The following is a 24,532-nucleotide window of genomic DNA, read 5'->3' as shown; positions in this document are numbered from 1 at the left end:
TTGTTTTAAAGAGATTAAAAGATAATTTCCTCTCGTCTATGTGGGCCATTGGCCTGATCGGCATAACCAAATCGGCAATCCAGCCATTTTTGTCTGACAAGATTCAACGCATTCTTGCCCTCGTCAAAGATGAACGGGACAGTGATTGCGATCGCCCCCGACCTATAAAAACAATGCAAACAGGACGAACTATGAACTCCTCACTGGTGAATTCCTTTGGGCATGCCCTCAACGTTCGCAGCCGTCACCTGCTTCTTCTTGTGGTGACGTTTCTGGCCGGTTGCTCGGCCAACCCTATCTACACTACAACGGGTGTGGTGCTCTCCAATTACTCCGAGGGGGAAGCAACCCCTTACGTCATGCAGATGTCCGATCCGCAAATGGCCTGTGCGTTGGGTGAGGGCGTTGACCCGCTGTTGTACTCGTTTTCCCGCGTGACCGAGGCGCCTGAGAGCACCGGTTCCCTGTTGATGCTGCTGGCCGCGAACTGCTCTGAATACAAGGCATGGGAAGCGGAACTGGAATACCTGCGCGCTGACTTTGCCGGTGATGTACCTGCCGCAAAAGACGCGCGGGAGAAAGCAAAGCGGCTGAATGCCCGAACCGCCAAGCGTCGCTATGTCGCCTATCAGCGCGCCATGGCGGCCTATGACTTTGACCCGGCCGCAAAGGAATTCGAGTGTCCGTTCCTGTTCGATGACCAGGAGGAGCTGACTTTCCTGCTGGGCCTGCTGACCGGCATGCAGGCCATCGTGAACGACGCCAACTCCGGTGCCATGGCAGGGGTTCCCCGCAATATTGCGCCCCGGGCGGAGCGTGCCGCCGAATGCCTGGATAACGAAAAATGGGGCGGTTTACCGAATGCCATACGCGGCATGGTGTGGTTGCTGTTGCCGGACACCCGCCCCAGCCTGTCTCCGGATCCCTGGGAAGTGCTTGAGGATAGCTCCCGCCTGGGGGTTGAATCGGGTATACGGGCGTCCATGGCTCTTGAGGCCGTGGCTGCAGAGACGTTTGGTCGCCCGGAGGTGCTCAAGGATGTCATCGCGCGGTTCGCCGACGCGGATGGAGAGATCAAAGTATGGGCTGAGTATCGCCTGGTAGACGAGATCGCCCGAGACGTCATTCAGTTCTCGTCCGATAAGCATTGGACAGCGAACTACGGCTACCGCACGCCCCGTACCTATTTCGGAAGACTGAGCCCGGAACGGCTCGAAGAGCCTGAAACCATGGATCTGGACGGCCTGCTCTAAGCAGGCCCTCGACTCACTGTAATTACCTACAAACACAAGAAAGACCCGGAGGTCATTCATGATCCGTAAATCCCTTGCTGCCCTTTCTTTTGCTGCAGTTGCTCCGATGGCCGCCGCACAGTCTGTGACGATGTGCGTTTTCGATGTGATCGGCGCAAACGGTGATATGTACAACATGGTCAAAGACTATGCGCTGGAAATGAAAGCCCATGGGGTTGATTTTGAACTGCGCCCCTACACTGACGAAGGGGTTGCCGTGGGTGATTTCAATTCCGGACAATGCGACGCCGTCGCCGCTACGGATCTTCGGACCCGCCCGTTCAACCGATTTACCGGCAGCATCAGCGCCGTTGGCGCGATCCCGACCTATGACGATCTGAAAACAACCCTCGCCACGCTTGCGCAGGCCAAGGCAGCGCCCTTGATGAAACAGGGCGACTATGAGGTGCTGGGCATTGTTCCGGCGGGTGCAGGCTACCTGTTCGTCAATGACCGTAGCATTGATACCGCTGGTGAACTGGCCGGCAAGCGCATGGCCACACTGGATTACCAGAAGGACGCCATCCACATGGTCAACCATGTGAAAGCGACGGTTGTACCCTCCGACATCACCAACTTTGCCGGCAAGTTCAACAATGGCTCGGTGGATACGGCTTACGCACCGGCGTTTGCCTACGAAGCTCTGGAACTCTACAAGGGCATTGGTGAAGACGGTGGCATCGTTGATTATCCGCTGGCGCAACTGACCATCCAGGTCATTGCCCGAGACGATGTGCTCGACGACGACACGGCTCAGAAGTCCCGTGAAGTTGCCTGGGGGATGTACGGCCAGGCCATGGACCTGATTCAGCGGCAGGAGTCCGCCATTCCGGAGGAAAAGTGGATCCGTATTCCCGATGCTGACATCGAAGGCTATCAGGAGATGTTTCGGGAAAACCGCCTGCAGCTTCGGGATGGAACCGATGGTGCCAATAAGGTCTATCACCCGAAGATGATGAGCCTGCTCAGCAAAATCCGTTGCTCCAGCAATCCCGGTGCCTCCGAGTGCACAGCGCCTGACCGCGAATAATAAAGGCTGACCCTCCATGAACTGGCGAGCATTATCAGCGGCAGGCCCGAAAACGCTGTACCCCGTGCATCGATTGCACGGGGTTATCCTCCTGCTGCTCCTTATCTTTACGCTTCTTCTGGGTATGGGAAACTCACTCCACTCGCGCATGCTGTGGGTGGGGGAGCAGACCTGGCCGAACTACTACCTGCTGGACCCGGACGCCACGGAGCCGACCTGCACGTTGTCCATGGATGTGGATGCAGAGGTCAGGAAACGTGTCGAGGCCTACGAGCCAGATCCGGACGATCTTTTCAGCTCGCCGCCGGACCCGGATGCGATCCGCAAGTCCCTGGAAAAAAACCTGGCACTCTGCCAGCAGAAGCATCGCCTCTATGAAGAAAACCAGGAGCATGCCACCGAGGCGTTGGCAGTTTACAAGGCGGTTGAACAGGGCTTTGCGGATTTCCTGCTGGATAATATCGAGCTCACCAAGTTCCTGTTTATCGCCATGTTTGCCATGGCTGCGGCGATTTCGGCCTTCGACGCCGATCACATAGCCCTGCGATTGCCGCGCAACCGGTCAGAGTGGCGTCTGAGCCAGGGCATGCAGTTTGTGGTCAATGGCCTGATGGTGTACTCCCTGTTCTCTTACGTGGGCAAGTTATCCTCTTCGCCGGGCTCGGAAGGCACCGCTTTGCTGCAATACGCCTGGGCGGCAGTCTTCGGGCTGTTCATGGTGATCAACCTGATGCGGTTTGTGTCGGTGCCGTCTCGAATGAGGCCGGGATCACTGGCGGCGTCCTCCGGCCTGGTACTGCCGCTGTATTGCGCAATGGGCCTGATCGCGATGAGTTATTTCTTCTTCGTGGACGGCTACTCGTCCGGCCTGGCGATCTATTTCGGTATGATGACCAACCTGTCATCGATGTTTATCAACATCGGGCTCTATGTGCTTGTGGGCATGGCGCTGAAGCAGACTCGCATTCCGGACCTGCTGTTGAACGTCATCAAACCTTACCATCTGCCCGCGCCCATGCTGGCCTCGGTGATGATATTCGCGACCGCTTTTCCCACTGCGTTTACTGGCGCCTCGGGGATTTTCATCCTGGCCGTGGGTGGTGTCGTCTACGATGAAATGCGCAAGAGTGGAGCAGGGCGACAGCTATCGCTGGCTACCACGGCCATGTCCGGCAGCTTGGGGGTGGTTCTTAATCCCTGTTTGCTGATCGTGGTTGTGGCGGCGCTGAACAAGGAAGTGACCACCTCCGAAATGTACGGCTGGGGTTTCTGGGTGTTTATTATGTCGGCCACTCTGTTCTCTGTGGTTGTCTGTAAAACCCAGGGCAACTGGAAGCCTCGCCCGGCTCCGGGGGCATTCCGTAAATCGCTGGCGCAGCTTCGCCCCCTGGTGCCTTATGCCATCGTTACCGCGGTGGTTATCCTGGCCATCTGGGTCGTTCTCGGTTTGGGATTCAATGAGTACAGCGCGCCGATGATCCTGCCGCTGGTGATGCTGGCGCTGGTCTATCTCGATTCGGGCAAGGATCCCAACGAACAGGGCCAATCCCGGGTGCGTGCTTTTTGTATGCGCACAACGGCGGCCGCCAGTGACTCTGCCGTACACATCGGCGCACTGCTGGCGCTGATTGGTTTCTCTATCTGTCTCGGGGGCATCCTGGAACGTTCCGATGTGGTGCACGCATTGTTCCCGGAAAACCTGACCAGCCCCTGGATCGCCATGTTGGTGATTGTGGTTATGCTCACCATTATCGGCATGGTGATGGACCCGTTCGGCGCGGTCATCCTGGTGTCGGCCACCATCGCGCAGCCCGCCATCCAGTTGGGTATCGACCCGCTGCACTTCTGGATCGTGTGCCTGGTGGCGTTTGAACTGGGCTACCTGAGCCCGCCGGTGGCACTGAACCATCTGCTGACACGGCAGGTGGTAGGTGAAACCGAGGTGTTGGCCGCTGAGCGCACGGGTTCGTTCTGGCATCGCTATGAGAGACTGTTGTTGCCACTGGTGGTGATGGGACCGACATTGCTGACGGCGGCGTTCGTGCCTCTGTTTTTCTACGCACTGTAGATATAGAGCCTCGGAGACACCGACGCGAAACCGCCTGTGGGGTAACCTGCAGGCGGTTTTTTGCATCCGATTATGGGTTTGGAACGTAATCGGTTTCATAGGCGTTTAATGAGTACCATACTGAAAGCATATGGTGTCGTTCTCGCACTTCTAAGTTGTCGTCCTTGTGAGCCCATTATGATTCGGACTGTTCCTGTTACTGCTGGTTTGATCTCGTTTACATTGCTGTTCGCAGGCTGCGGCGGTGGTGGATCCGGTGGTAGCAGTGAGGCGCAACCCGATCTGAGTGGGGTGATTGACATCGAGAGCGGTACACGGGTGGACTCCGATACCGCAGATGATCGTCGTGTTGACCTTGCCACCGCCAATAACACGGCCGTGTCTGCCCAGACTCTGCCGCCGGGCGCAACGGTGGGTGGCTATCTGAGTTCTGGCTCCGATACCTACGCAAATTTTTTCCAGTACTTTGAAGATGCCGTTGATGTCTACGCCGTAGACCTGTCACCCGGAGACCGCGTCTCTTTTCAGGTGTTCAGTTCTCCGGAGGATCTCCTGCCCGCTGGCGCAGCGGCGCCGGAGCGTTCTCTTCGGATACTGAAACAGCAGGCGGGAACCGTTGTGGAAGTGGCGTCTCAGTCTGCTTCGGGTGATCTGCGACCGCTGGTCGAGGTGCTCGACGACACTTTCGAGCCCGGCTCTCACCTGGTGGAAGTCAGTACCACCAGCGGTATTCCATTTCGGTACGTGCTGTCGCTGGCAGGTGAGGGAACAGCCAGCGTGATGAACACCAGCTACTCGACGCCGCCATTCATGATTGATGAAGCCGTAGTCACCCTCGCGCCAGCCTCGGGGAACCAGCCAGTGATCGCAGCGATGGCGACGTCACAGCGCAGGGAACTGGGTCGAGGTGCCTGGCTGTTGCGCCGTGACCGGCCACGAAACCTGGCAACCATGTCGTCCGGGCAGCGAGAAAGTGCGCGTCAGGAAACCCTGGAATGGGTCAGGGAGTTGCAGCAACAGCCCGGTGTGACATCGGCGGAGCCGAACTACCTCTATTCCTCCCAACAAGTGTCCCCGGACAATGATCCACTCTACAGTCGCCAATGGAGTCTGCCGCTGATTCAAACGCCGTTGGCCTGGCAGGCCGCACCGAGTGCGGGTGCAGATATTGGTATCGCGGTCATGGATACCGGCGTATTCCGCTCGCCACCGACGGCGACGGGCGACTGGCATCCGGACTTGAGCGCCAATGTGCAACTGATCCCAGGGCAGATCATGGATTACGTATCGGGTGATCTGGATATTGATCGGGAGGACAGTGGCCAACGTGACACAAACCCCGCCGACCCGGGTGACGGCAAGGCCCGGAGCAGTAATTTCCACGGAACCCATGTGGCAGGTATTGCCGCTGCCGTTGATAACACCCAGGGTGTCGTCGGGGTTTCGCCGGGGGCCACTATCTATCCGGTACGGGTGCTCGGGCGTGACGGTGTAGGGTCGTCCGCTGACCTGATTGACGCCCTGAACTGGGCAGCCGGCCGGAATGAAATAGATGTGATTAATCTCAGTCTCGGTGGGCTTGGCCCAAGCAACGCGCTCAAGCAGGCGATCGACGCCGCCTGGAATGGTGGCAACGGCAAACTGATTGTTGCCGCTGCTGGCAACCAGGGCACGGACGAGCCTACCTACCCCGCTGCCTATCCCAACGTTGTCGGAGTGGGGGCTGTAGACGGCGGAAGTGTGCGTGCCTCGTATTCCAACGTTGGCCAGTCCGTCGACGTGGTTGCTCCGGGTGGTGATGCAAGCAGGGATGCCAATCAGGACGGTACGGCCGATGTCATTGTCAGCGGCTGGGGGCGCGACGATACGGGCTCATTCGAGCCGGGATACGCTGGCCTGCAGGGCACCTCAATGGCGGCACCTCATGTGGCGGGCGTTTACGCCCTGATGAAGGCGGAAGTGCCGACCCTTACCCCTGCCGGATTTCAGAGTTTCCTGGTAAATGGTGACCTTACGGACGATGTGGGGCCCGCGTTTGAATACGGAGCGGGGCAGATCAACGCACTGGCAGCGATGGATGCGGCGCTGGACGGCAATTTCCCAATCACTCTTGGTTCCTCGCCCACCGCTATACAGTTCAATGCTGCGGTGCTTAGTGAACAGCTGGTATTTTCGACCTACCCCGAAGGGGAGAGCGTCACCATCACAGACGTGGACCCTGGTGCGCCATGGCTTGATGTGAGTGAACCCAGCGATGCGCGACCGTTGTCACTGACAGTGACCGCAGACCCTACGCAACTGGGGGGTGACGGGCGCTACATGGCAACGCTGGTGATTACCTATCAAGCAGACGGCGCACCTGCTGCAACGCTTATGATTCCGGTATCTCTCAGCCTGGGTAGTTCATCGGATGAACGGAACGCAGGCCGACACTATGTATTGCTGGTCAGTGCGGACGACGAGCGCGATACTCTTGAGCAGGCCGTTGTCTCCGCCTCCCGGGGGCGGTACGAATTTGCGTTTGACGAGGTTGAGGCCGGTGAGTATTTCCTGGTTGCCGGCAGCGACATGGACAACAACGGGCTGATTTGTGAAAACGGCGAGGCCTGTGCCGAATATCCGGTCAATGGGTTACCTGAAAAAATCGTTATTGGCGAAGAACCGGTAGGCGGGGTAAGGTTGAGTACCAGTTTTCGTCGGCCCACCATTACCTCCCTGGGTCTGCCCAGAGTGGGCTTTGAGGGGTATCGCCTGAGATCAGGCCCGAAGTCAAAAACTGGCGGTGAGCCGATCCGCAACGTGGAGAATACCCGTTGACCTACCGTTTTACGCTGCTACCACTCTGTGTACTCGTGCTCAGTCTGATCACAGGCTGTGCGATCAATCGCTCGGCGACCGCTGATGGTGCGCCTCTGGCGAGACAGGTCACTGAGTCCGATCACTGTGGGCTCACGGCGCCGGGACTGGTCTATGTGTCCAGTGCCGGAGATCTGGACAAGCTTGCCCAACTGCCCTCCGGAAACCTGGCGCTGAGCATGCTTCGCGCCATTGATTTCAATGAGGAACATCTGGTGTTGGTGGGGCTGGGGCAGAAAACCACTGGCGGCTACGGCCTGACACTGACGTCATCCGAGATCGTAGACGATGTTCTGGAGTTGGCGGTCAAGGTCAGGCGGCCGGCGGCAGACGCCATGGTAACCCAGGCGTTGACCACACCCTGTGCAGTGATCGCCATCAGCCCCGAAGAGTGGGAGCAGTTGCGGGTGTCCGGGGAAGGCCTCGGGCGTTTCTCGCGACAGCGTTAACGGCGCCGGGGCCGTGCTGATCCACACCAGCACAAAACAACCGTTGATCTTTCCCTGCGAATCCCTAAGCTATGGGCCAGTTTTATAACAAACCCGTGGAGTCGCTTCCTTCCCATGAGCCAGAAACAGTACAACGCCGATGCCATTGAAGTTCTGAGTGGTCTGGACCCTGTCCGCAAACGCCCAGGCATGTACACCGATACCAGTCGGCCCAACCATCTGGCTCAGGAAGTCATTGATAACAGTGTCGACGAAGCGCTGGCGGGGCACGCCCGCAGGATCGATGTCGTCCTGCACAGCGATGGTTCCCTGAGCGTGGAAGACGACGGCCGCGGGATGCCGGTCGACATGCACAAGGAACATGGGGTTCCGGGTGTGGAGCTGATTCTGACCCGCCTCCACGCCGGCGGTAAATTCTCCCAGGGTAACTACAACTTTTCCGGTGGCCTGCATGGGGTAGGTGTCTCGGTGGTCAACGCCCTGTCGACGCTCCTTGAGGTTTCCATCAAGCGTGATGGGCAACTGCACCGGATGACCTTCGCCAACGGCCACAAGAAGACGGAACTAACAGTTGTCGACTCTGTGGGCAAGCGGAACACCGGTACCCGATTGAAGTTCACCCCGGACCCAAGCTACTTCGACAGCCCGAAATTTTCCGTCAGCCGTTTGCGCCACAACCTGCGCGCCAAGGCCGTTCTCTGTCCCGGCCTGAACGTCACTTTCCTGCAGGAACACACCGGTGATAAAGATGAATGGTGCTACGAGGGCGGTTTGCGGGACTACCTGCGCACCGAGCTTGCCGACATCGAAGCCGTACCGCTGGAGCCGTTCACGGGCAGCTTTTCCGGCAACAAGGAAGCGGTGGACTGGGCGTTCCAGTGGTTGCCGGAAGGTGGCGAAGCGGTTATGGAGAGTTACGTTAACCTGATTCCGACCGCCCAGGGCGGCACCCACGTGAACGGCCTGCGTACCGGCCTGCTGGAGGCCATGAGGGAGTTCTGTGAGTTCCGTAACCTGTTGCCCCGGGGCGTCAAGTTGTCTCCTGAAGACATCTGGGAACGCTGCGCCTATGTGTTGTCCTTCAAGATGCAGGAACCCCAGTTTTCCGGCCAGACAAAGGAACGGTTGTCCTCCCGGGAAGCTGCCGCGTTTATTTCCGGTGTGGTGAAGGACGCGTTCAGCTTGTGGCTGAATCAGCATACGGACATTGCTGAAGCACTCGCTGAATTGTTCATCAGCAATGCCCAGCGTCGTCTCAGGGCCAGCAAGAAAGTGGCCCGCAAAAAGGTCACATCCGGTCCGGCTTTGCCCGGAAAACTGGCGGATTGTTCCGGCAGCGACACCAACCGCTCGGAACTCTTTCTGGTTGAGGGTGACTCCGCCGGCGGCTCCGCGAAACAGGCTCGTGACCGTGAATTTCAGGCGGTCATGCCCCTGCGAGGCAAGATCCTCAACACCTGGGAAGTGGACTCCAGCGAAATTCTTGCTTCCCAGGAAGTCCATGACATTGCCGTTGCCATTGGGGTAGATCCTGGCTCCGACAAACTGGAAGGCCTGCGTTACAACAAGATCTGCATCCTGGCGGACGCTGACTCCGATGGCCTACACATCGCCACCCTGTTGTGCGCGTTGTTCGTCAAGCATTTCCGACCGGTGGTTGCTGCCGGCCACGTATTTGTTGCCATGCCCCCGCTGTATCGTGTTGATTTGGGAAAGGAAACTTTTTACGCCCTTGATGAGCACGAAAAGCAGGGCATTATCGACCGGCTGGCGGCCGAAAACCGTCGCGGCAAGATTTCCGTTACCCGTTTCAAGGGCCTGGGCGAGATGAATCCGCTCCAGTTGCGGGAGACGACAATGGCGCCGGATACCCGCCGGCTGGTGATGCTGACCATTGAAGACGGCGACGATACCGACAGCCGCATGGACATGCTGCTGGGTAAAAAGCGGGCGTCTGACCGCCGCACCTGGCTGGAGACTTACGGAAATATGGCGGATATCGAAGTCTGAATCGTCCTATATTTCTTCTGGTGCTTTAAACAGCATCCTTTATTCTTTCTAAGTATTCGGCAAACTCGTTATCCTGCCCCTTTTATCCAAAGGACCACCAGATGGATTGGCAGGGCTGGTTTGCATTAAGCCTTACGGGTGTGGCGTTATTATTGATGAGTGTCGGGCGGTTCGGCCCGCATCTCGTCATGCTGGGTGTACTCATCGTTCTCAGTGCCAGCGGCATTATCAGTGCCGATCAGGCCCTTGCCGGATTCAGTAACAGTGGATTGATCACGGTGGTTGCCATGTTCGTGGTGGCGGCGGGCATTCACCATTCCGGTGGAGTAGACCTGGTTGTCCATCACCTGCTCAGGTCACCTCGTACGGTGCGCTCGGCCCAGGCCCGCATCGCATTCCCTGTCGCGTTGCTGAGCGGCTTCCTCAACAACACCCCGGTAGTGGCCACCATGATTCCCGCGGTCCATGCCTGGTCCCGCAAGATTGGCATATCACCCTCGAAACTGATGATCCCCCTGAGTTACTCCGCCATTCTGGGTGGTACCCTCACCCTGATTGGCACCAGCACCAACCTGGTGGTCAATGGCCAGTACCAGCAATTGACCGGGGAGGGCGGTTTCTCGATTTTTTCCATCACCGCCGTTGGGTTGCCGGTTGTTGTGATCGGCTTGGCTGTCATGCTTCTGGTGTTACCGAGGGCGCTTCCGGATCGTAAGGACCAGCAGAAGTTCGGTTCCATGCGGGAGTTCACCCTGGAGGTGGCAGTTGCCTTTGATGGGCCGTTGGTGGGCAAGAGTGTCGGAGAGGCCGGGCTGCGTGAGTTGGAGAGGCTGTACCTCGTCGAGATTGAGCGGGATGGCAGCGTTGTTACGGCGGTACCTTCGGAAGAACGCCTTCGAGGCGGTGACCGGTTGGTCTTTGCTGGCGATACCCAGGCTATTTCCGATCTGCTGCGAATCAACGGTATTGTCCCTTCGGTACACGATGATGAGCCAAGCCTGAGTAAAGACCGGGCAGAGCGCCGGCTGGTTGAAGCCGCGCTGTCCCCGCAGTCGGAAGTGCTGGGTCTGACCATCCGGGATGCCCGTTTTCGGGATCGCTATGGCGCGGTGGTATTGGCAGTCGCCCGGGGTGGTGAGCGGGTGTCGGGCAATCTCGGCAATATTCGTCTGAAAACCGGCGACGTTCTGTTGCTGGAGGCACGTCCCGCTTTTGTCAGTCGTCAGCGATACGCCAAGGACTTCCTGCTGATCAACGACCTGGAAACCGAAACACCCCGCCATGACCGTGCCTATCTGTCCTGGGGCATCCTGCTGGTGCTCGTGGGCGCTGCCGCTTTTGGGGCATTGAGCATGCTGAACGCCGCACTGATGGGGGCGGCCCTGATGGTTCTTAGCGGTTGCTGTTCCGTCGGTCAGGCGCAGAAAGCGGTGGATGTACCAGTGATGCTTACAATTGCTGCGTCATTTGCCTTAGGGGCTGCGCTTCAGGAAACCGGGGCTGCAGGTTATGTTGCGACGGGCATTCTGGAGGTGAGCAGTGGTCACCCACTGCTGACCATCCTGCTGGTGTACTTCGCGGTATCGGCGCTGACCGAGGTCATTACCAACAACGCAGCCGCAGTGTTGGTACTACCCATTGTACTGTCAATGACAACGGCCCTGGGGATCGCGTCAGAGCCCTATGTTATCGCCGTGATGATGGCGGCATCCGCCAGTTTTGCCACACCACTGGGCTACCAGACCAATATGATGGTGTTTGGGCCAGGGGGATACCGGTTTATGGACTTCGTAAAAGTAGGCCTGCCGATGAACCTGTTTATCGGGCTGGTGACCGTCGGCGTGATCTCGGTGGTCTACGGGATCAGCCTTTCCTGAGGGCGGTTTCGGTAGGGTTGGCGAGAATGTCGCAGCAAAGAACCCTCAGCTCGCCCTTGTGGTAGTAACCGAGGGACAGGGTAACGCACATGTATGCGCCGGTAATACAGAGGTAGGGCGCGGTTATATGAACATGGCCTGGCTGGGCAATGGCCTGGCGTAGATACTGTTGGCGATACCAGTCGGCACTGGTGGTGCTTTCCAGCGGCCGGAATCGAGGGTCCAGGCCCCGGGCTGTGGCGTCCGATACCATGGTGTCATCAATTTGTACGCCGTTGGCATCGACCAGGTAACACCGCGACACCGCAGGATGATTCAGCAGGCTACTGCATGCCTCGTTCATCGGCATGCCCTGCGAGAGTGTGTCTACGGCACTACGAAAGAAATCCTCGAAGTAGGAAATCAGTTGCTGTGTTGGGTCTCTCGTTATCCGGTTTTTGCTCTTATAGTCTCTCAGTAACCCGTCCAGGTCCGTCACTTTGTGGGGAATGTCCGCCAGGGCAGTACTTGGCCTGCTGAAATAGAATCCCTGGACAAAATCAACGCCCGCGTCGATAGCAATCATTGCCTGGTCGTGAGTTTCCACGCCTTCAAGGAGCACTAGGCACCCAGACTGATGCAGCAAAGAGACGATGCCGTTGAGTATCTGTCTGGCCTTGTGGTCGTCTGTGGCCCGAGTCAGAAGCTTACGGTCCAGCTTCACGATATCCGGTGACAGGTTCCAGATGCGCTCAAAGTTGGAATGCCCAGCACCAAAGTCATCGATAGCGGTCAGGCAGCCCAGCTGTTGGTAGTAGGCAACGGTTTCACGCAGTCGTTCTGCATCGTCCGTTGGCTGCTCCACAATCTCCATCACGATGCGATGGGGAGGCAGGCCCGTTTTCTTCAACAGTTCGCCGAAAAAGCTGTCGGCACGGTTGCCAGCTGAAACCACACGGGGAGATACGTTCAGGAACAGCCAATTCAGCTGGTCCTGGAATCCGGAATAGTTGCTGATGTGCAGGTATCGGCAAAGGCGATCAAGCAGCAGGTTTTCGGCGTCAGAGCTCGGTAGCTCGAACAAATGAAGGGGTAATACCGCAGCATTATCGGTATCAAAGGCGCGAATCAGCGCTTCGTAGCCGACAACCCGTTTGTGGGAAATACTGAATATTGGCTGCAGCGCCGTTCGTAAAGTCAGGCCCTGGTAGTCGGCCGTCCATGATTCCCCCTCCCTGGTTAACATAGGCGACAGCACATCAACTTCCGGTGCGGTCATCTGCTCTGGGAGGGTTCGCGACATAGGCCTTTTCTGGTCCGGATAAACGAAAACATCGGGAAAGCCTGTGGCAGCCCGATCTGTTGATCCTGGTCGCATTTCGTTGACTTATAGGAAAGTAAATCAGTCAGCACGAACAGGATGGTCTAGATAGACAGAAGAGTGCCAAAAACAGCGGGTTATTACCACTATTTCATGTAAAAACAGGCAACGTCAGGCGGCAATGCGCAGGTGGGTGAGCAGGACCGGTGTCCGGCAGCTCCGGTGGGAGCTGCAGGGAATCAGTTGTTGCTGGGTACTGCGACGGATTCGTCGAATTCAAGTTCCATGTTTATTCCTCTCGTTCACTGAGTGACCCGAACCGGGTAAATGAAGTATGTAAAAAGTTTATCGTACCCATTGTTTTCCACAATCCGTAAAACCCGTATCAGACCAAAGGTATAAGGGATCGTACGTATGGGGTTGTTCATCAGAAAATCTGATCTTCGTCTCCAAAACATTTTGATTGGTTTTGTGCGGGGCTCTTCCTAAACTGTTGGGATCTTGTCTGGTATCAGGGAGTGGGACGTTAAGCGTCATGCAGGTACGCAATTCGAGCAGTAATTTTGGTGTGGTATCCGTAGCCATTCATTGGCTGGTGGCTGTAGCGGTGTTTGGCCTATTCGGGCTGGGTTACTGGATGGTGGATCTATCCTATTACGACGACTGGTATCGCACCGGCCCGGATATCCATAGAAGTATCGGTATATTGCTGCTGTTGGTCATGCTGTTTCGCCTGGTGTGGCGACTGTTCAATCCGCTGCCGCGTGCACTCCCGAGCCATAGCCGACTGGAAGTGTTGGCCGCTCATGGCGCACACTCTCTGCTCTATGTGCTGATTTTTGTTGCTATGGCCAGTGGGTATCTCATTTCGACGGCGGATGGGTCCTCAATAAGTGTGTTCAACTGGTTTGATGTGCCTTCGGTGACCGGCCAGATTAAGGGGATGGAGGACACCGCCGGGCTTGTCCATTACTGGTCTACCTGGGCACTTGTCGTGCTTGCCGGGGTACACGGTCTGGCTGCGGTTAAGCATCATCTGATTGACCGGGACGACACCCTTCGACGCATGTTGGGTTCAGGCCGCCGCCAATCGTAATTCAGACTATCGATTCAATCGTGCCTACGGGCTGTTTAAACAAGGAGATGAACATGAAAAAATTGCTGCTTGCATCTGCGGTTGCACTTGCGGTGTCTGGCGGAGCCCAGGCATCCGAGCACAGTGGAACCTATGCTTTTGATACCAAGGGTTCCCACCAGTTTATTACGTTCAAGATTTCCCATCTGGGCTATAGCTGGTTGTATGGTCGGTTCAACGATTTCGATGGTGAATTTGTCTACGATGCACAAAACCCGGCGAACAGTTCCGTTGAAGTTGCCGTGGACACATCCAGCGTTGATTCCAACCACGCCGAGCGTGACAAGCACCTGCGCTCGGAAGACTTCCTGTACGTTGACGAATTCCCTGAGGCCACGTTCAAGAGTAAAAGAGTGGTTGTGGACGATGAGGGCGAGGCCGATATCGTCGGTGACCTGACCCTGCGTGGTGTGACGAAAGAGGTCACCCTGGACGTGGAAATGCTCGGGCATGGTGACGATCCATGGGGTGGTTACCGCATGGGGTTTGAAGCTGAAACCGAATTCAAGTTGACGGACTTCGGTATCCCCATGGATCTGGGCAAGGCGTCTGAAACGGTTGAGATGATCATTTCTGTCGAAGGCATTCGCCAGTAAAAGCTTTCTAAATGCCGCCTTCAGGTTTTAGTCCGGAGGCGGCAATGCTCCTTCCTTCAAATTCACACCTTGAACCGGCCTGTCTGCTGCTCAAGTTCCCTGGCATAGCCATCCAGCGATTCGCTAATGCGGTCGATGCTGCCTGAGCGCGTCATGCTCTCTGACGCCAGATCATTGATTTCAGTCACGCTTCGGTTGATTTCGTCAATTACCTGGGTTTGTTCCTCGGTGGCTGAAGCCACGCTGGTGTTCATGTCGCTGATATCCGCCATGGATTCGAGGATGCCCTGAAGCTCCGCCTCCGCCTCCGTGGCCAGCTTTTCAGTTTCCACCGCTTCCTTGCTGCCGGTCTCCATCACCGCAACGATATCGGCAACGCCGGTCTGCAGGGCAGTGATCATGGCCTGGATATCTTCCGTGGATTGTTGGGTGCGCTTGGCCAGGGTGCGAACCTCATCGGCCACAACCGCAAACCCCCGTCCCTGTTCGCCGGCCCGGGCGGCCTCGATGGCGGCGTTGAGGGCGAGCAGATTGGTCTGGTCTGCAATCTCGCGGATAACATCCAGTACCGAGGTGATGTTCTCCGAGTCCTGTGACAGCTTGCGTATAACCTCCACCGCCTTGGAAATCTGCGCCGCCAGTCGCTGTACCTGGACGGAGGAGTTGCGAATGATGGTGGCCCCGTTGCGGCCTTTTTCCTGGGCGTGTTTGGTAATGTCGGCCGCACGTGATGCATTGCCCGCCACTTCTTCAATGGCGCTTTGCATCTCATTGATGGCCGTGGCGACCATGGAGATAGCATCTGTTTGCCGTGTTATCCCGTCGCTGTTGTCGCGCGCCGCACTGGACAGCTCGGATGCGCCCGAGCCAAGTTGCTTGCTGAGGTCCTGGATGGAGCCGATCATGGCCTGGAGGTTTTCCAGCACCTGATTAAAGCTCGTGGCCAGTTTGCCGAGGTCATCGTCCATTTCCACGGGAATGCGTTGTGTGAGGTCTCCTTCGCCCCGGGCAATGTTGTCAAGTTGCTTCCTTAGCACACCAACGGACGCAATAATCATCCGGAGGAACACGATAAACAGAAGAATGCCGGCTATGACAGCGCTGGCGGTGATGACCAGTATAAAGGCCGAGCTGGCAGCCCCCTCCTGAGATGCTTCGTTGGCTACAATCTGAGCCTGCTCATCGGCGTGAACCCCCACCTGGTCGTAGTAATCCCTGAGCTCACTGAACAGCGGGTTGCTTTGTTCAGTCAGTAGCCTGTGCCCCGCGGCGGGGTCTCCTGACTGTGCAGTCCGCATGGACTCTCGAGCGGTCTCCAGCCAGAGGTCATAGGTTTTGCGAAAACTCTCGGTTTTCTCGGAGATACCAGTGCCTTGCAGGCGTTCTATCGCTTTCTCCAGCCTCTCCAGTGCTTGGTCAGCGTTTTCCTCGAAGTCAGCCTGATGCTGGTCCGGAGATTCATTGTTCTCCGTTGCGCTGATAAAAGACATTTGCGCGACCAGGGCCTGATAAAGGTCTCGATCGCCGTTGAGCGCTTCGCTTACGGCGGGAAGATAACGTTCGGAGAGCGTATCTGTGTCGGATACCAGATTCCGTGCCGTCAAGACGCTAAAAAGACCGATGACGATCAAAGCGATGGCGGAAATTGCGAAAGGTAAAGCGATCTTGGCTCTCAGGCCTAAGGAATTCTTGAAATTCATCTTTCCTTCCTGCTTTTCTGAAGACGCGTTTAGTCAGGATAGCATCGGAAAGAAGGTTGTCAGTGTTAGCGGGTTGCTTATGAGGTGTGGTTGGCAGGAATACCCTTAAAGCGTATCAGGGGACTCCTGGGCCGATTGTCCGTTCCGGCAGAGATGGCGCTGGCGCCAGAACTGGGCAAAGAAAATAACCAGTCCGATGAGCAACCCCGCCCACAGGTAAGGGCCCGCCAGTTGGAAAGTGCCGGTTATGGCAAACTCCACCAAGAGCATCAGGGTAAGAGCAAGAACAGCGTTCACCATGGCCGTAATCAGCGCCTGCCCACAGGCTTTCAGGTTGGGTCTCATAGTTCTCCACTCGTGGATGTCGTGAAACGGATCATCGTTTACTGATGGCGAGCATACGGTGAGGGTTACACTCTCTCCATGCGGGAATTCCGCTATTGGAAAATCCACGGGGTGTTGGTGTATCCGTCCCCGCCTCCATATAATGTGCAGTCCCGGCTTAGGCCGGGATAACCAGCGGAATTCATATCAGGCAATAACAAAGGGGCATCCATGCCAGAGTTTCAGACCACGGATGAAGGCTTTGAGCGGGTTTCATTGCGGGACTACACCGAAAAGGCCTACCTCGACTACTCCATGTACGTCATTCTGGACAGGGCGTTGCCCAACGTCGGAGACGGACTGAAGCCGGTGCAGCGGCGTATTATCTACGCCATGTCCGAGCTTGGTTTGAAATCCACCTCAAAGTATAAGAAGTCTGCCCGTACGGTGGGCGATGTCCTGGGTAAATTTCACCCCCATGGCGACAGTGCCTGCTACGAAGCCATGGTGTTGATGGCTCAGCCGTTTTCCTATCGCTACCCACTGGTGGATGGCCAGGGCAACTGGGGCGCGCCTGACGACCCCAAATCTTTCGCGGCCATGCGTTATACAGAATCCCGTCTCGCGAAATTCGCGGATGTCCTTCTCAGCGAGCTGGGGCAGGGCACAGTGGACTGGGTGCCAAACTTTGATGGCACCATGGACGAGCCTTCAGTATTGCCCGCGAGGCTGCCTCACGTACTTTTGAACGGCACCACCGGTATTGCCGTGGGTATGGCAACGGACATCCCGCCGCACAATGTCCGGGAGGTGGCAGCGGCCTGTGTAAGGCTGCTTGACCAGCCGGAGGCCACCACCGATGACCTGTGTGAGCATGTCCAGGGGCCAGACTTTCCCACCTACGCGGAGATCATTACGCCTCGCAAGGATATTCGCCAGATGTACGAGACCGGCCGGGGCTCGCTAAGAATGCGGGCGCGCTGGATTAATGAGAGCGGGGAAATCGTGGTGACCGACCTGCCTCATCAGGTCTCCGGGAACCGGGTGCTGGAGCAGATCGCCCAGCAGATGCAGACCAAAAAGCTGCCCATGGTCGCGGACCTGCGCGACGAATCCGACCATGAGAACCCGACCCGGCTGGTGATCGTTCCACGCTCCAATCGTGTGGATCAAGAAGGGCTGATGGCCCACCTGTTTGCCAGCACGGATCTGGAGAAAACCTATCGGGTGAATATCAACGTCATCGGCAATGACGGCCGCCCGGGCGTGAAGGGCCTGCGCGAAATGCTGACGGAGTGGCTCAGCTTCCGTCGCACCACCGTCACCCGGCGCCTGCAGCACAGGTTGGATAAGGTCCTGGCGCGTCTGCATATTCTTGAAGGCCTGTTGGTGGCCTATCTGAACATCGATGAAGTTATCGCGATTATCCGCTACGAAGATAAACCCAAAGCAGAGTTGATGTCCCGCTTCGGGCTGTCCGGAGAGCAGGCTGAAGCCATTCTTGAGTTGAAGTTGCGTCACCTGGCCAAGCTTGAGGAAATGAAAATCCGTGGCGAGCAGGACGAGCTGTCGGCTGAGCGGGATGAGCTGCAGGCGATTCTTGGCTCCGAGGACCGCCTGCGGGAGCTGATCAAGGACGAATTGCTGGCGGATGCGGAAACCTATGGGGATGATCGTCGTTCACCCATTGTCGAGCGCCGGGAAGCCAGGGCCTTCAGCGAAACCGAATTGGTTTCCAACGATCCGGTCACAGTCGTGTTGTCGGAGAAGGGCTGGGTCCGTGCTGCCAAGGGCCATGATATTGAGCCGGAAGGGCTCAGCTACAAGGCGGGTGACAGTTTTGCCATGGCTGCCAAGGGGCGTAATAACCAGCAGGCGGTATTCCTGGACTCCACGGGGCGGGCTTACTCCCTGGTCGCCCATACGTTTCCATCTGCGCGGGGGCAGGGCGAGCCTCTGAGTGGCCGTATCAATCCGCCGTCGGGAGCAACGTTCTCTGGGTTGCTGATGGGCGATCCAGCGCGGAAGGTGTTGTTGGTTACCGATGGCGGTTACGGATTCGTGACCTCCCTAAATGACATGATCAGCAAAAACCGCAACGGCAAGGCCGTGGTGTCGGTACCGAAAGGGGCGAAGATCATGTCGCCGGTGGTGGTGCCCGGCTCGGACAAGCCGCTTTATCTGGGCGCCATTTCCAATGAAGGACGGATGCTGGTGTTCCCGCTGAGCGAGCTGCCGGAGCTGGCCAAAGGCAAGGGTAACAAGATCATCAGCATTCCCTCGGCGCGGGTTCAGAACCGGGAAGAGTATGTGGTGGCTGTTGCCGTTTTCGCTGAGGACGACCAATTGGAGATTCGTGCCGGCAAGCGCAAGATGGGCCTTCAGTTCAGCGATCTGGAGCACTACCTGGGCGAGCGTGGCCGCCGTGGTCATAAACTGCCTCGCGGGCTTCAGAGAGTGGATGCGATAGATGTGATTCAGTCAGCCAGCAATGCGGCAGGCGTTTCCGATGCAGACAGCGTTGCCAATGCAGAGGAGCAGCCTGACAGTGAGTGAACTGGTTCTGATTAACGTTTCGGGGCGCGACAAGCCGGGCCTGACGTCGGAGATAACCGGCATCATGGGACAGTACGATGTGCGTATTCTGGATATCGGCCAGGCGGTGATCCATGACCACCTGACCTGGGGTATCCTGATCGAGATCCCCGATGAGTCCAAATCCTCACCGGTGATTCGCGACCTTCTGTTCCGACTGCATGCGCTGGATCTGCAGGTGCGTTTTGCGCCGATTACGATCGAGGAGTATCAGCAGTGGGCGGAGGGGCGTAACCGCGCCTGTTACATCGTCACGCTGCTGTCGCGGGATATCAAGGCCGAGCAAATTGCGCGGGTGTCTGCGATTACCGCTCGCCATGGCCTGAACATCGATAACATCAGCCGGCTTTCTGCCCGCCCGTCGCTGAATTCCTCCGAGAACCGCATTGCCTGCGTGGAATTTTCTGTCCGTGGCACACCATCTGATCTCGAACAGCTGCGCTCCGACTTCCTGCATATCGCCGGAGAGATGAACGTGGATATTGCCTTCCAGGAGGACTCCATCTTCCGCCGTAATCGACGGCTTGTCGTGTTCGATATGGATTCCACCCTGATCGACGCCGAAGTGATCGACGAACTGGCTTTGGAAGCCGGCGTTGGGGCGCAGGTGGCGGAGATCACCGAGCGAGCTATGCAGGGTGAGCTGGATTTCGGGCAGAGCTTTGCAGAGCGTCTGGCGCTTCTCCAGGGGTTGGATGAATCCGTGCTTGAGGGCATCGCCGCCCGCCTGAATCTAACCGAAGGTGCGGAACACCTGATACTGAGCCTGAAATCCCTGGGCTACCGAACGGCGATACTGTCTGGTGGCTTCACCTACTTTGCTCGCCATCTGCAGAAAAAACTCGGGATTGACTATGTGTACGCCAACGAGCTGGAAATTGAAAACGGCAAGGTGACGGGCAGGGTGTCGGGCCAGATTGTTGATGGCAAGCGCAAGGCGGAACTGCTTCAGGAAATTGCGGAACGCGAGCATATTTCACGGGAACAGGTCATTGCGGTGGGTGATGGTGCCAATGATCTGCCCATGCTAAGCCAGGCGGGGCTCGGGGTGGCTTTTCGGGCCAAACCCCTGGTCAAGGAATCCGCACGGCATTCGATTTCGACGCTGGGGCTGGATGCGATCCTCTACCTGATCGGGTTCAGGGAAAGCGACAGTCTGCAGGCCCGGGAAAGGTAGCAGAACGCGCGGCATGGGAGGGCTATGCCGCGCGATTCTTCAGTGGTCACCGAAGTCGTAGTTCATCTCCGGAACCGGGGCCTGCAGATAATAGCCCTGGATGTAGTTCACTCCAGCCTGCCACAGGGTTGCAAGCACGCTGGCGTTCTCGACCAGAGGCACGATGGTCAGCTTGCCTGCACTCTGCAGGCTCTTGACCATTTCCTTGACCTCTTCCTTGGCGTCGTCCTTCTTCTGAAGTTCTTCAGTAAAGGAACCGTCGATCTTCACGTAATCCACGTCGATATGCTTCAGGGTATTGAACGGATTCAGAGCGCACCCGAACTGGCAGATCGAGACCTTGCAGTGCAGCTCGTGAACCGCCTTGGCGAACTCTTTGGCCTGTTTCATGTAGTTGTTGGCATCACCTTCGCGTATCTGGAAGATCAGTGAGTCGCCCGGCAGGCGAGCTGCCTTCAGGGCCACGCTCAGCCAGGGGGTAAAGGTTTTGTCTTCCAGGGTCTCTGCCGTCACGTTCAGGAACAGGCGGGTATCGTGCCCGCGCGATCGATGGCTGGAAAGCTGCTTGATGGTCTGCAGAATCACCCAGCGGTCAATCTTGATAGCCATCTCCGAGGGGCCAACGGGCGGCAGGAAGTCGTACGGTGAGACTTCCTCGTTGTCCTTGTTCAACATCCTGACGAAGGCCTCGTAGTGTTCTTCACCCTCGCCGCGTAGATTGATAATGGGTTGGAAAAGCAGCTTGAAGCGATTGTCATCCAGGGCTTTCTGGATGGCATCGACCGAGTTGCTTTCATCCATGGCCTCGTAATCTGCCGGGTTGTACACCAGAACGCCGTTGCCCTGCTCATGGCCCGGCTTTTTCTTCAGCTCCGATGAGGCGGTGTGGGCCCGGCCCATCAGGTCCGGTGCCTTGGGTGCATTCTCGGTAATCGCGGCAACGCCGATGCTGAGAGTCAGTTGTACCGTGCGGCCGTTGATGTCGAACAGATGGTCTTCGACCTTCTTGCGAATGGCTTCACATTGCTCCGCCATGGCTTTCTCTTCGCACGGCTGGCACAGCAGGCAGAAGGCGTCGTCGCTGAGGCGGGCGAGGACCATATTCTCCGGCGCCTGCTCCTTCAGCAGAGTAGCCAGGTCGCCAAGCATCAGGTCGGCGCCGGCAATGCCCACCTGACCTTTCAGGCTCATGAAGTTGTCCAGGGCGATATAGGCCAGTGCACCAGTCTTGTTGTCCTTGCCAGCCGTCGCAATCGTTTGGCCCAAGGCATCCATCAGGTATTGACGGTTGAACAGGCCGGTTAGCAGGTCCTGGCTGCTGATCTGACGAATCTTCTCTTCCAGCTCCGCGTCGCTGTGCTCTGGCTGGATCACGATCTGGGTGCAGGTCTCACCATCATACGTCGCTGCGGATACCGACATGGTGACGCTGAGTTCCTGGTCGTCACTGCGGCGGGCGACGCAGTTCATGGTCATGCCATCCTCACCACTATCGGCGAAGGATTTCATGAACTCCTTGTATTTTTCCTGGCTTTCCGGTGTCAGGGTGTCGAGCACAGGGATGCAGATCAGGTCGTCGATGTCGTCGTAGCCCAGGAACTCCATGTACGATTGGTTGGCGTAGATGTGCATGCCATCGTTAATGTAGGCGATGGCGTCCTTGGAACTTTCCAGCAGAAGCTGGCAGCGTTGTTCAGATTCCCGTAGGTGGGATTCGAGAGTCCTGCGACGCCGCCGATCCTCCAGGGCGCTCAGCTCCCGGTTAACCACCAGCACCAACTGATCCGTGTTCTCGAACGGAACCGTGTCCTGTCCACCGGCTTTCATAATGGAGACTGTGCGCTCGCGATTGAATTCGCCGGTCAGGAGAACGAACGGAATGTCCTTGTCCAAGCGCCGAATCATCGCCAGGGCGCCATCTGCGCCGAACTCCTGTTCAACATCGTCGCGCGCTAAAAGCAGGTCCCAGTTACCCGTTTTCAGGGTTTCTTCAAGGTCTTCCTCGGACGTGATGCGATGGGCTCGCGTGGCTTTGCCCGAGTTTCGGAGCAGGCTGACCAGGGTCTCGGCGTCGTTCTGGGACGGATCAAGGATGAGCAGGTGTACGGTTGCGTTCTTTTTCTGCATTTCGTCAGATGTCTCGTGATACACGTTGGCTGTGCCGACACCTGTCGTAGAACTCAGAGCACGGGGCCGGCTTTCACTAACGCTGAATGATGCAGGGGTTACCGGTTAATAACAACCCTTCGGGCGGGTTCATAAGCGCCCGTTCACAGTAACGGTGCGCTATAGCGAGGGCCATAGTGAGTCGAACTCGTCTTCACTGGTGCCTGCCTCCGGCGGATTGCCGCCGGCTGGCGTTACACTGGCGCTCTGAAGCTTGAGTTCAAACTGACTGACACTGCCGGTCGCTGAAATCTTGCGGGACAGTGTGCCCTGATCTTCCCGACCGTCATGAAGCAATGAAATCCGGCTGCCGGACTGGAACGGAAGTCGCGGTGTGATTAGGGTTGCTGCCTGGTTAACGACGCTGATTTCCGGTAGCAAGAGGCCGCGCAGGTACTCGCTGCTGTTGCCAATTTTCTGAATCAGTCTTACGCCGCATGGCGCCGCACTGGGGGCCAAAAGCTCAATGCCAACCTGTGTGCCCTGGTTGCGAACCTGTCTTATCCAGCGCACAACCGCTACGCTCCAGGGGTGGTTTGACTGCTCGCGAACGCCGAGAACCTCGCCCGCCTGAAGGGAGGAGGGGACGTTGGTCTCCCACGCGGCGCAGTATCCGCCGGGACTGGTGTTCACCAGCAGTGCATGGTGGCGCTTGGGTTTTCTTCGATCACTTTCACTGTCTGGTGTGGCGCCAATACTGTTACGGAAGTTGATTGGCGTATCTGCCGATTGCAATGGCTCGTCGTTGGGCCCGGCGTCATGGGCGCCGGCCCAGGCATCCTGTTTCTGCCGGGACGAGCGCAGGAACATGTTGTCGTCGCCGTTCTGGTTGTCGTTGCCGCTGACAAACTCGTTGAACGTTTTTTCGCCGGCCACGTAATAATGGGTTGCGGTCAGGCCTACGCATATCTCGAGCGTGCCCTGACTGGCAATGCGATTGAAGTTGCGCTTGGCAAGGATGCCGAGCGCCTGGCTCAGGTGAGTCAGAAGTGTGTCGCCAATGCGGGAGGGCAGCTCAAGTTCGCTGGACCCACCATCCCGTCTGTTGCGGGCGTGCAAGGCGTCCGTGATCTGTTCTGATAATTCCCGAGTGTCGAAGTTGTAGCAGTCGTTACCCGGCTTTTGTTCCAGCAGGCTGCGGTAGACCGGCGAGGTGTCCCGCTCCATGTTTACCACGAACAGGCTGTCGTTATCGGTTTCGGGTCCGCAGGAAACCAGGTGGGTCCAGTTCTCGAACAGCTCGTAAACCTGCGCCAACTCGCCTTGCCGGAGTTGATTGGGGCGGGCGCAGCCTAGCAGCAGGATGCGCTTGTAGCAGTCTTCCACGGAGCTTCCACGGCGATGGGTCAGAGTATCGTCGTCGACGGACAGCCCCTGAATCTTGTTGCGATGGGCGAATCGGAAAAGTCGATGACATTCCAGCCAACTTTGCGCAGGGCTTGGGCAATACAGTTGATGGGCCCTTACGATCGTAGCCGCCAACTCTGAGATGGCGCGGTGAATCGCTGTCGAGACCGCCTTGCGATTTTTGTCTAGGCCGCCGTTGTCCAGGAACTCAAGCACACACAGTTTGTAGCCGCTGGCGGCATGGAGCTGCAGGGCTTGGGACAGATTGGCAACCTTGCGCTGTTTTTCCGGTAGGGCAACGGCCAAGCCAAGGTAGTGGCGAGACAGTTCGGAGCAGACGAAGTGAATCTTCGGGCGAATCAGTTCCAGCAGTTGCAGCCGCTGCTGAGGCGCGATAAACAGATGATTGAGTTCAATGATGGCGTGATAGAGCTGCCGGGAAGCTTCCCCAATATTCGCCATTGGTAACTGGTTTACCCAGTCCCTGAAGGCTTTGGGGGAAGTCTGGCAAAAAGAGAGACTTGCCGTCTTCTGTTCAGGAACGCGGAGATCGGGCTTCAGAATCATGCCTTCCATGCTATCACGCCAATTGTCTGGACCACGGTAGGTA

General features: G+C 57.3%; 16 protein-coding genes. 11 read left to right on the top strand and 5 right to left on the bottom strand.

The features are described from left to right. Positions 1-191 precede the first annotated feature (191 nt). The 7 genes from AAGD24_RS14630 to AAGD24_RS14600 all read left to right on the top strand — a co-directional run bounded on the left by AAGD24_RS14630 (position 192) and on the right by AAGD24_RS14600 (position 11,582). On the top strand, positions 192-1,253 hold the full coding sequence (locus AAGD24_RS14630; protein WP_036210312.1) for a hypothetical protein: 1,062 nt from the start codon (positions 192-194) through the stop codon (positions 1,251-1,253). A gap of 58 nt (positions 1,254-1,311) precedes the next feature. Beyond that, complete coding sequence (locus AAGD24_RS14625) at positions 1,312-2,322, top strand: putative solute-binding protein (protein WP_036209655.1); 1,011 nt, start codon at positions 1,312-1,314, stop codon at positions 2,320-2,322. Between the two features lie 16 nt (positions 2,323-2,338). Beyond that, positions 2,339-4,390 carry a TRAP transporter large permease subunit gene (locus AAGD24_RS14620; RefSeq protein ID WP_379865488.1) on the top strand — a complete coding sequence of 684 codons (2,052 nt, stop codon included), beginning with the start codon at positions 2,339-2,341 and terminating at the stop codon, positions 4,388-4,390. Positions 4,391-4,567: 177 nt separating this feature from the next. Next, positions 4,568-7,207: a S8 family serine peptidase gene (locus AAGD24_RS14615; protein WP_379865486.1), complete on the top strand. Its 2,640-nt coding sequence runs from the start codon at positions 4,568-4,570 to the stop codon at positions 7,205-7,207. Continuing rightward, on the top strand, positions 7,204-7,695 hold the full coding sequence (locus AAGD24_RS14610; protein ID WP_075196546.1) for a protease complex subunit PrcB family protein: 492 nt from the start codon (positions 7,204-7,206) through the stop codon (positions 7,693-7,695). Before AAGD24_RS14615 ends, AAGD24_RS14610 begins: the two co-directional genes overlap by 4 nt. 114 nt (positions 7,696-7,809) lie before the next feature. Next, complete coding sequence (gene parE, locus AAGD24_RS14605) at positions 7,810-9,705, top strand: DNA topoisomerase IV subunit B (RefSeq protein WP_091640957.1); 1,896 nt, start codon at positions 7,810-7,812, stop codon at positions 9,703-9,705. A 101-nt stretch (positions 9,706-9,806) separates the two neighbouring features. Continuing rightward, a complete protein-coding gene (locus AAGD24_RS14600; RefSeq protein WP_379865484.1) occupies positions 9,807-11,582 on the top strand; it encodes an SLC13 family permease in 1,776 nt (591 codons plus the stop codon). Here AAGD24_RS14600 and AAGD24_RS14595 read toward each other — a convergent pair. Continuing rightward, positions 11,569-12,864: an EAL domain-containing protein gene (locus AAGD24_RS14595; protein WP_036209674.1), complete on the bottom strand. Its 1,296-nt coding sequence runs from the start codon at positions 12,862-12,864 to the stop codon at positions 11,569-11,571. The two genes, AAGD24_RS14600 and AAGD24_RS14595, sit on opposite strands and share 14 nt — an antisense overlap. Positions 12,865-13,417: 553 nt before the next feature. Between AAGD24_RS14595 and AAGD24_RS14590 the strand changes: the two genes are divergently transcribed. After that, positions 13,418-13,978, top strand: coding sequence for a cytochrome b (locus AAGD24_RS14590; protein ID WP_036209677.1), 561 nt, complete (start codon positions 13,418-13,420; stop codon positions 13,976-13,978). Positions 13,979-14,031: 53 nt separating this feature from the next. Beyond that, complete coding sequence (locus tag AAGD24_RS14585; protein WP_036209679.1) at positions 14,032-14,613, top strand: YceI family protein; 582 nt, start codon at positions 14,032-14,034, stop codon at positions 14,611-14,613. A 62-nt stretch (positions 14,614-14,675) separates the two neighbouring features. Here the strand turns inward: AAGD24_RS14585 and AAGD24_RS14580 are convergent, their stop codons facing one another. Further along, positions 14,676-16,313, bottom strand: a complete 1,638-nt coding sequence (locus AAGD24_RS14580) for a methyl-accepting chemotaxis protein (RefSeq protein ID WP_151982682.1) — start codon at positions 16,311-16,313, stop codon at positions 14,676-14,678. 105 nt (positions 16,314-16,418) lie between these two features. Next, positions 16,419-16,658: a hypothetical protein gene (locus tag AAGD24_RS14575; RefSeq protein WP_036209682.1), complete on the bottom strand. Its 240-nt coding sequence runs from the start codon at positions 16,656-16,658 to the stop codon at positions 16,419-16,421. A gap of 210 nt (positions 16,659-16,868) precedes the next feature. Between AAGD24_RS14575 and parC the strand changes: the two genes are divergently transcribed. Together parC and serB are read left to right on the top strand one after the other, a co-directional pair. After that, the gene (gene parC, locus AAGD24_RS14570) at positions 16,869-19,193 is read left to right on the top strand and encodes a DNA topoisomerase IV subunit A (RefSeq protein ID WP_036209686.1); all 2,325 of its coding nucleotides are present in this window, start codon (positions 16,869-16,871) and stop codon (positions 19,191-19,193) included. Continuing rightward, on the top strand, positions 19,186-20,409 hold the full coding sequence (serB, locus tag AAGD24_RS14565; protein WP_136633265.1) for a phosphoserine phosphatase SerB: 1,224 nt from the start codon (positions 19,186-19,188) through the stop codon (positions 20,407-20,409). Before parC ends, serB begins: the two co-directional genes overlap by 8 nt. A gap of 39 nt (positions 20,410-20,448) precedes the next feature. Here serB and AAGD24_RS14560 read toward each other — a convergent pair whose 3' ends face one another. Then, positions 20,449-22,536, bottom strand: coding sequence for an EAL domain-containing protein (locus AAGD24_RS14560; protein ID WP_199480383.1), 2,088 nt, complete (start codon positions 22,534-22,536; stop codon positions 20,449-20,451). A gap of 159 nt (positions 22,537-22,695) precedes the next feature. Continuing rightward, complete coding sequence (locus tag AAGD24_RS14555) at positions 22,696-24,498, bottom strand: GTPase (protein WP_136632987.1); 1,803 nt, start codon at positions 24,496-24,498, stop codon at positions 22,696-22,698. Positions 24,499-24,532: the final 34 nt, after the last annotated feature.

The sequence above is a fragment of the Marinobacter sp. M5B genome, assembly GCF_042604615.1.
GTDB lineage: Bacteria > Pseudomonadota > Gammaproteobacteria > Pseudomonadales > Oleiphilaceae > Marinobacter > Marinobacter salarius.
This window is presented reverse-complemented; position numbering and strand designations above follow the sequence as displayed.

Bases quoted from the DNA above. Each gene is read 5' to 3' on its own strand.
- AAGD24_RS14595 (WP_036209674.1), bottom strand. From the start codon at position 12,864: ATGTCGCGAACCCTCCCAGAGCAGATGACCGCACCGGAAGTTGATGTG.
- AAGD24_RS14575 (WP_036209682.1), bottom strand. From the start codon at position 16,658: ATGAGACCCAACCTGAAAGCCTGTGGGCAGGCGCTGATTACGGCCATG.
- AAGD24_RS14590 (WP_036209677.1), top strand. From the start codon at position 13,418: ATGCAGGTACGCAATTCGAGCAGTAATTTTGGTGTGGTATCCGTAGCC.
- parE (WP_091640957.1), top strand. From the start codon at position 7,810: ATGAGCCAGAAACAGTACAACGCCGATGCCATTGAAGTTCTGAGTGGT.
- AAGD24_RS14630 (WP_036210312.1), top strand. From the start codon at position 192: ATGAACTCCTCACTGGTGAATTCCTTTGGGCATGCCCTCAACGTTCGC.
- parC (WP_036209686.1), top strand. From the start codon at position 16,869: ATGCCAGAGTTTCAGACCACGGATGAAGGCTTTGAGCGGGTTTCATTG.
- AAGD24_RS14580 (WP_151982682.1), bottom strand. From the start codon at position 16,313: ATGAATTTCAAGAATTCCTTAGGCCTGAGAGCCAAGATCGCTTTACCT.
- AAGD24_RS14600 (WP_379865484.1), top strand. From the start codon at position 9,807: ATGGATTGGCAGGGCTGGTTTGCATTAAGCCTTACGGGTGTGGCGTTA.
- AAGD24_RS14625 (WP_036209655.1), top strand. From the start codon at position 1,312: ATGATCCGTAAATCCCTTGCTGCCCTTTCTTTTGCTGCAGTTGCTCCG.
- AAGD24_RS14560 (WP_199480383.1), bottom strand. From the start codon at position 22,536: ATGCAGAAAAAGAACGCAACCGTACACCTGCTCATCCTTGATCCGTCC.
- AAGD24_RS14615 (WP_379865486.1), top strand. From the start codon at position 4,568: ATGATTCGGACTGTTCCTGTTACTGCTGGTTTGATCTCGTTTACATTG.
- AAGD24_RS14555 (WP_136632987.1), bottom strand. From the start codon at position 24,498: ATGGAAGGCATGATTCTGAAGCCCGATCTCCGCGTTCCTGAACAGAAG.
- AAGD24_RS14620 (WP_379865488.1), top strand. From the start codon at position 2,339: ATGAACTGGCGAGCATTATCAGCGGCAGGCCCGAAAACGCTGTACCCC.
- AAGD24_RS14585 (WP_036209679.1), top strand. From the start codon at position 14,032: ATGAAAAAATTGCTGCTTGCATCTGCGGTTGCACTTGCGGTGTCTGGC.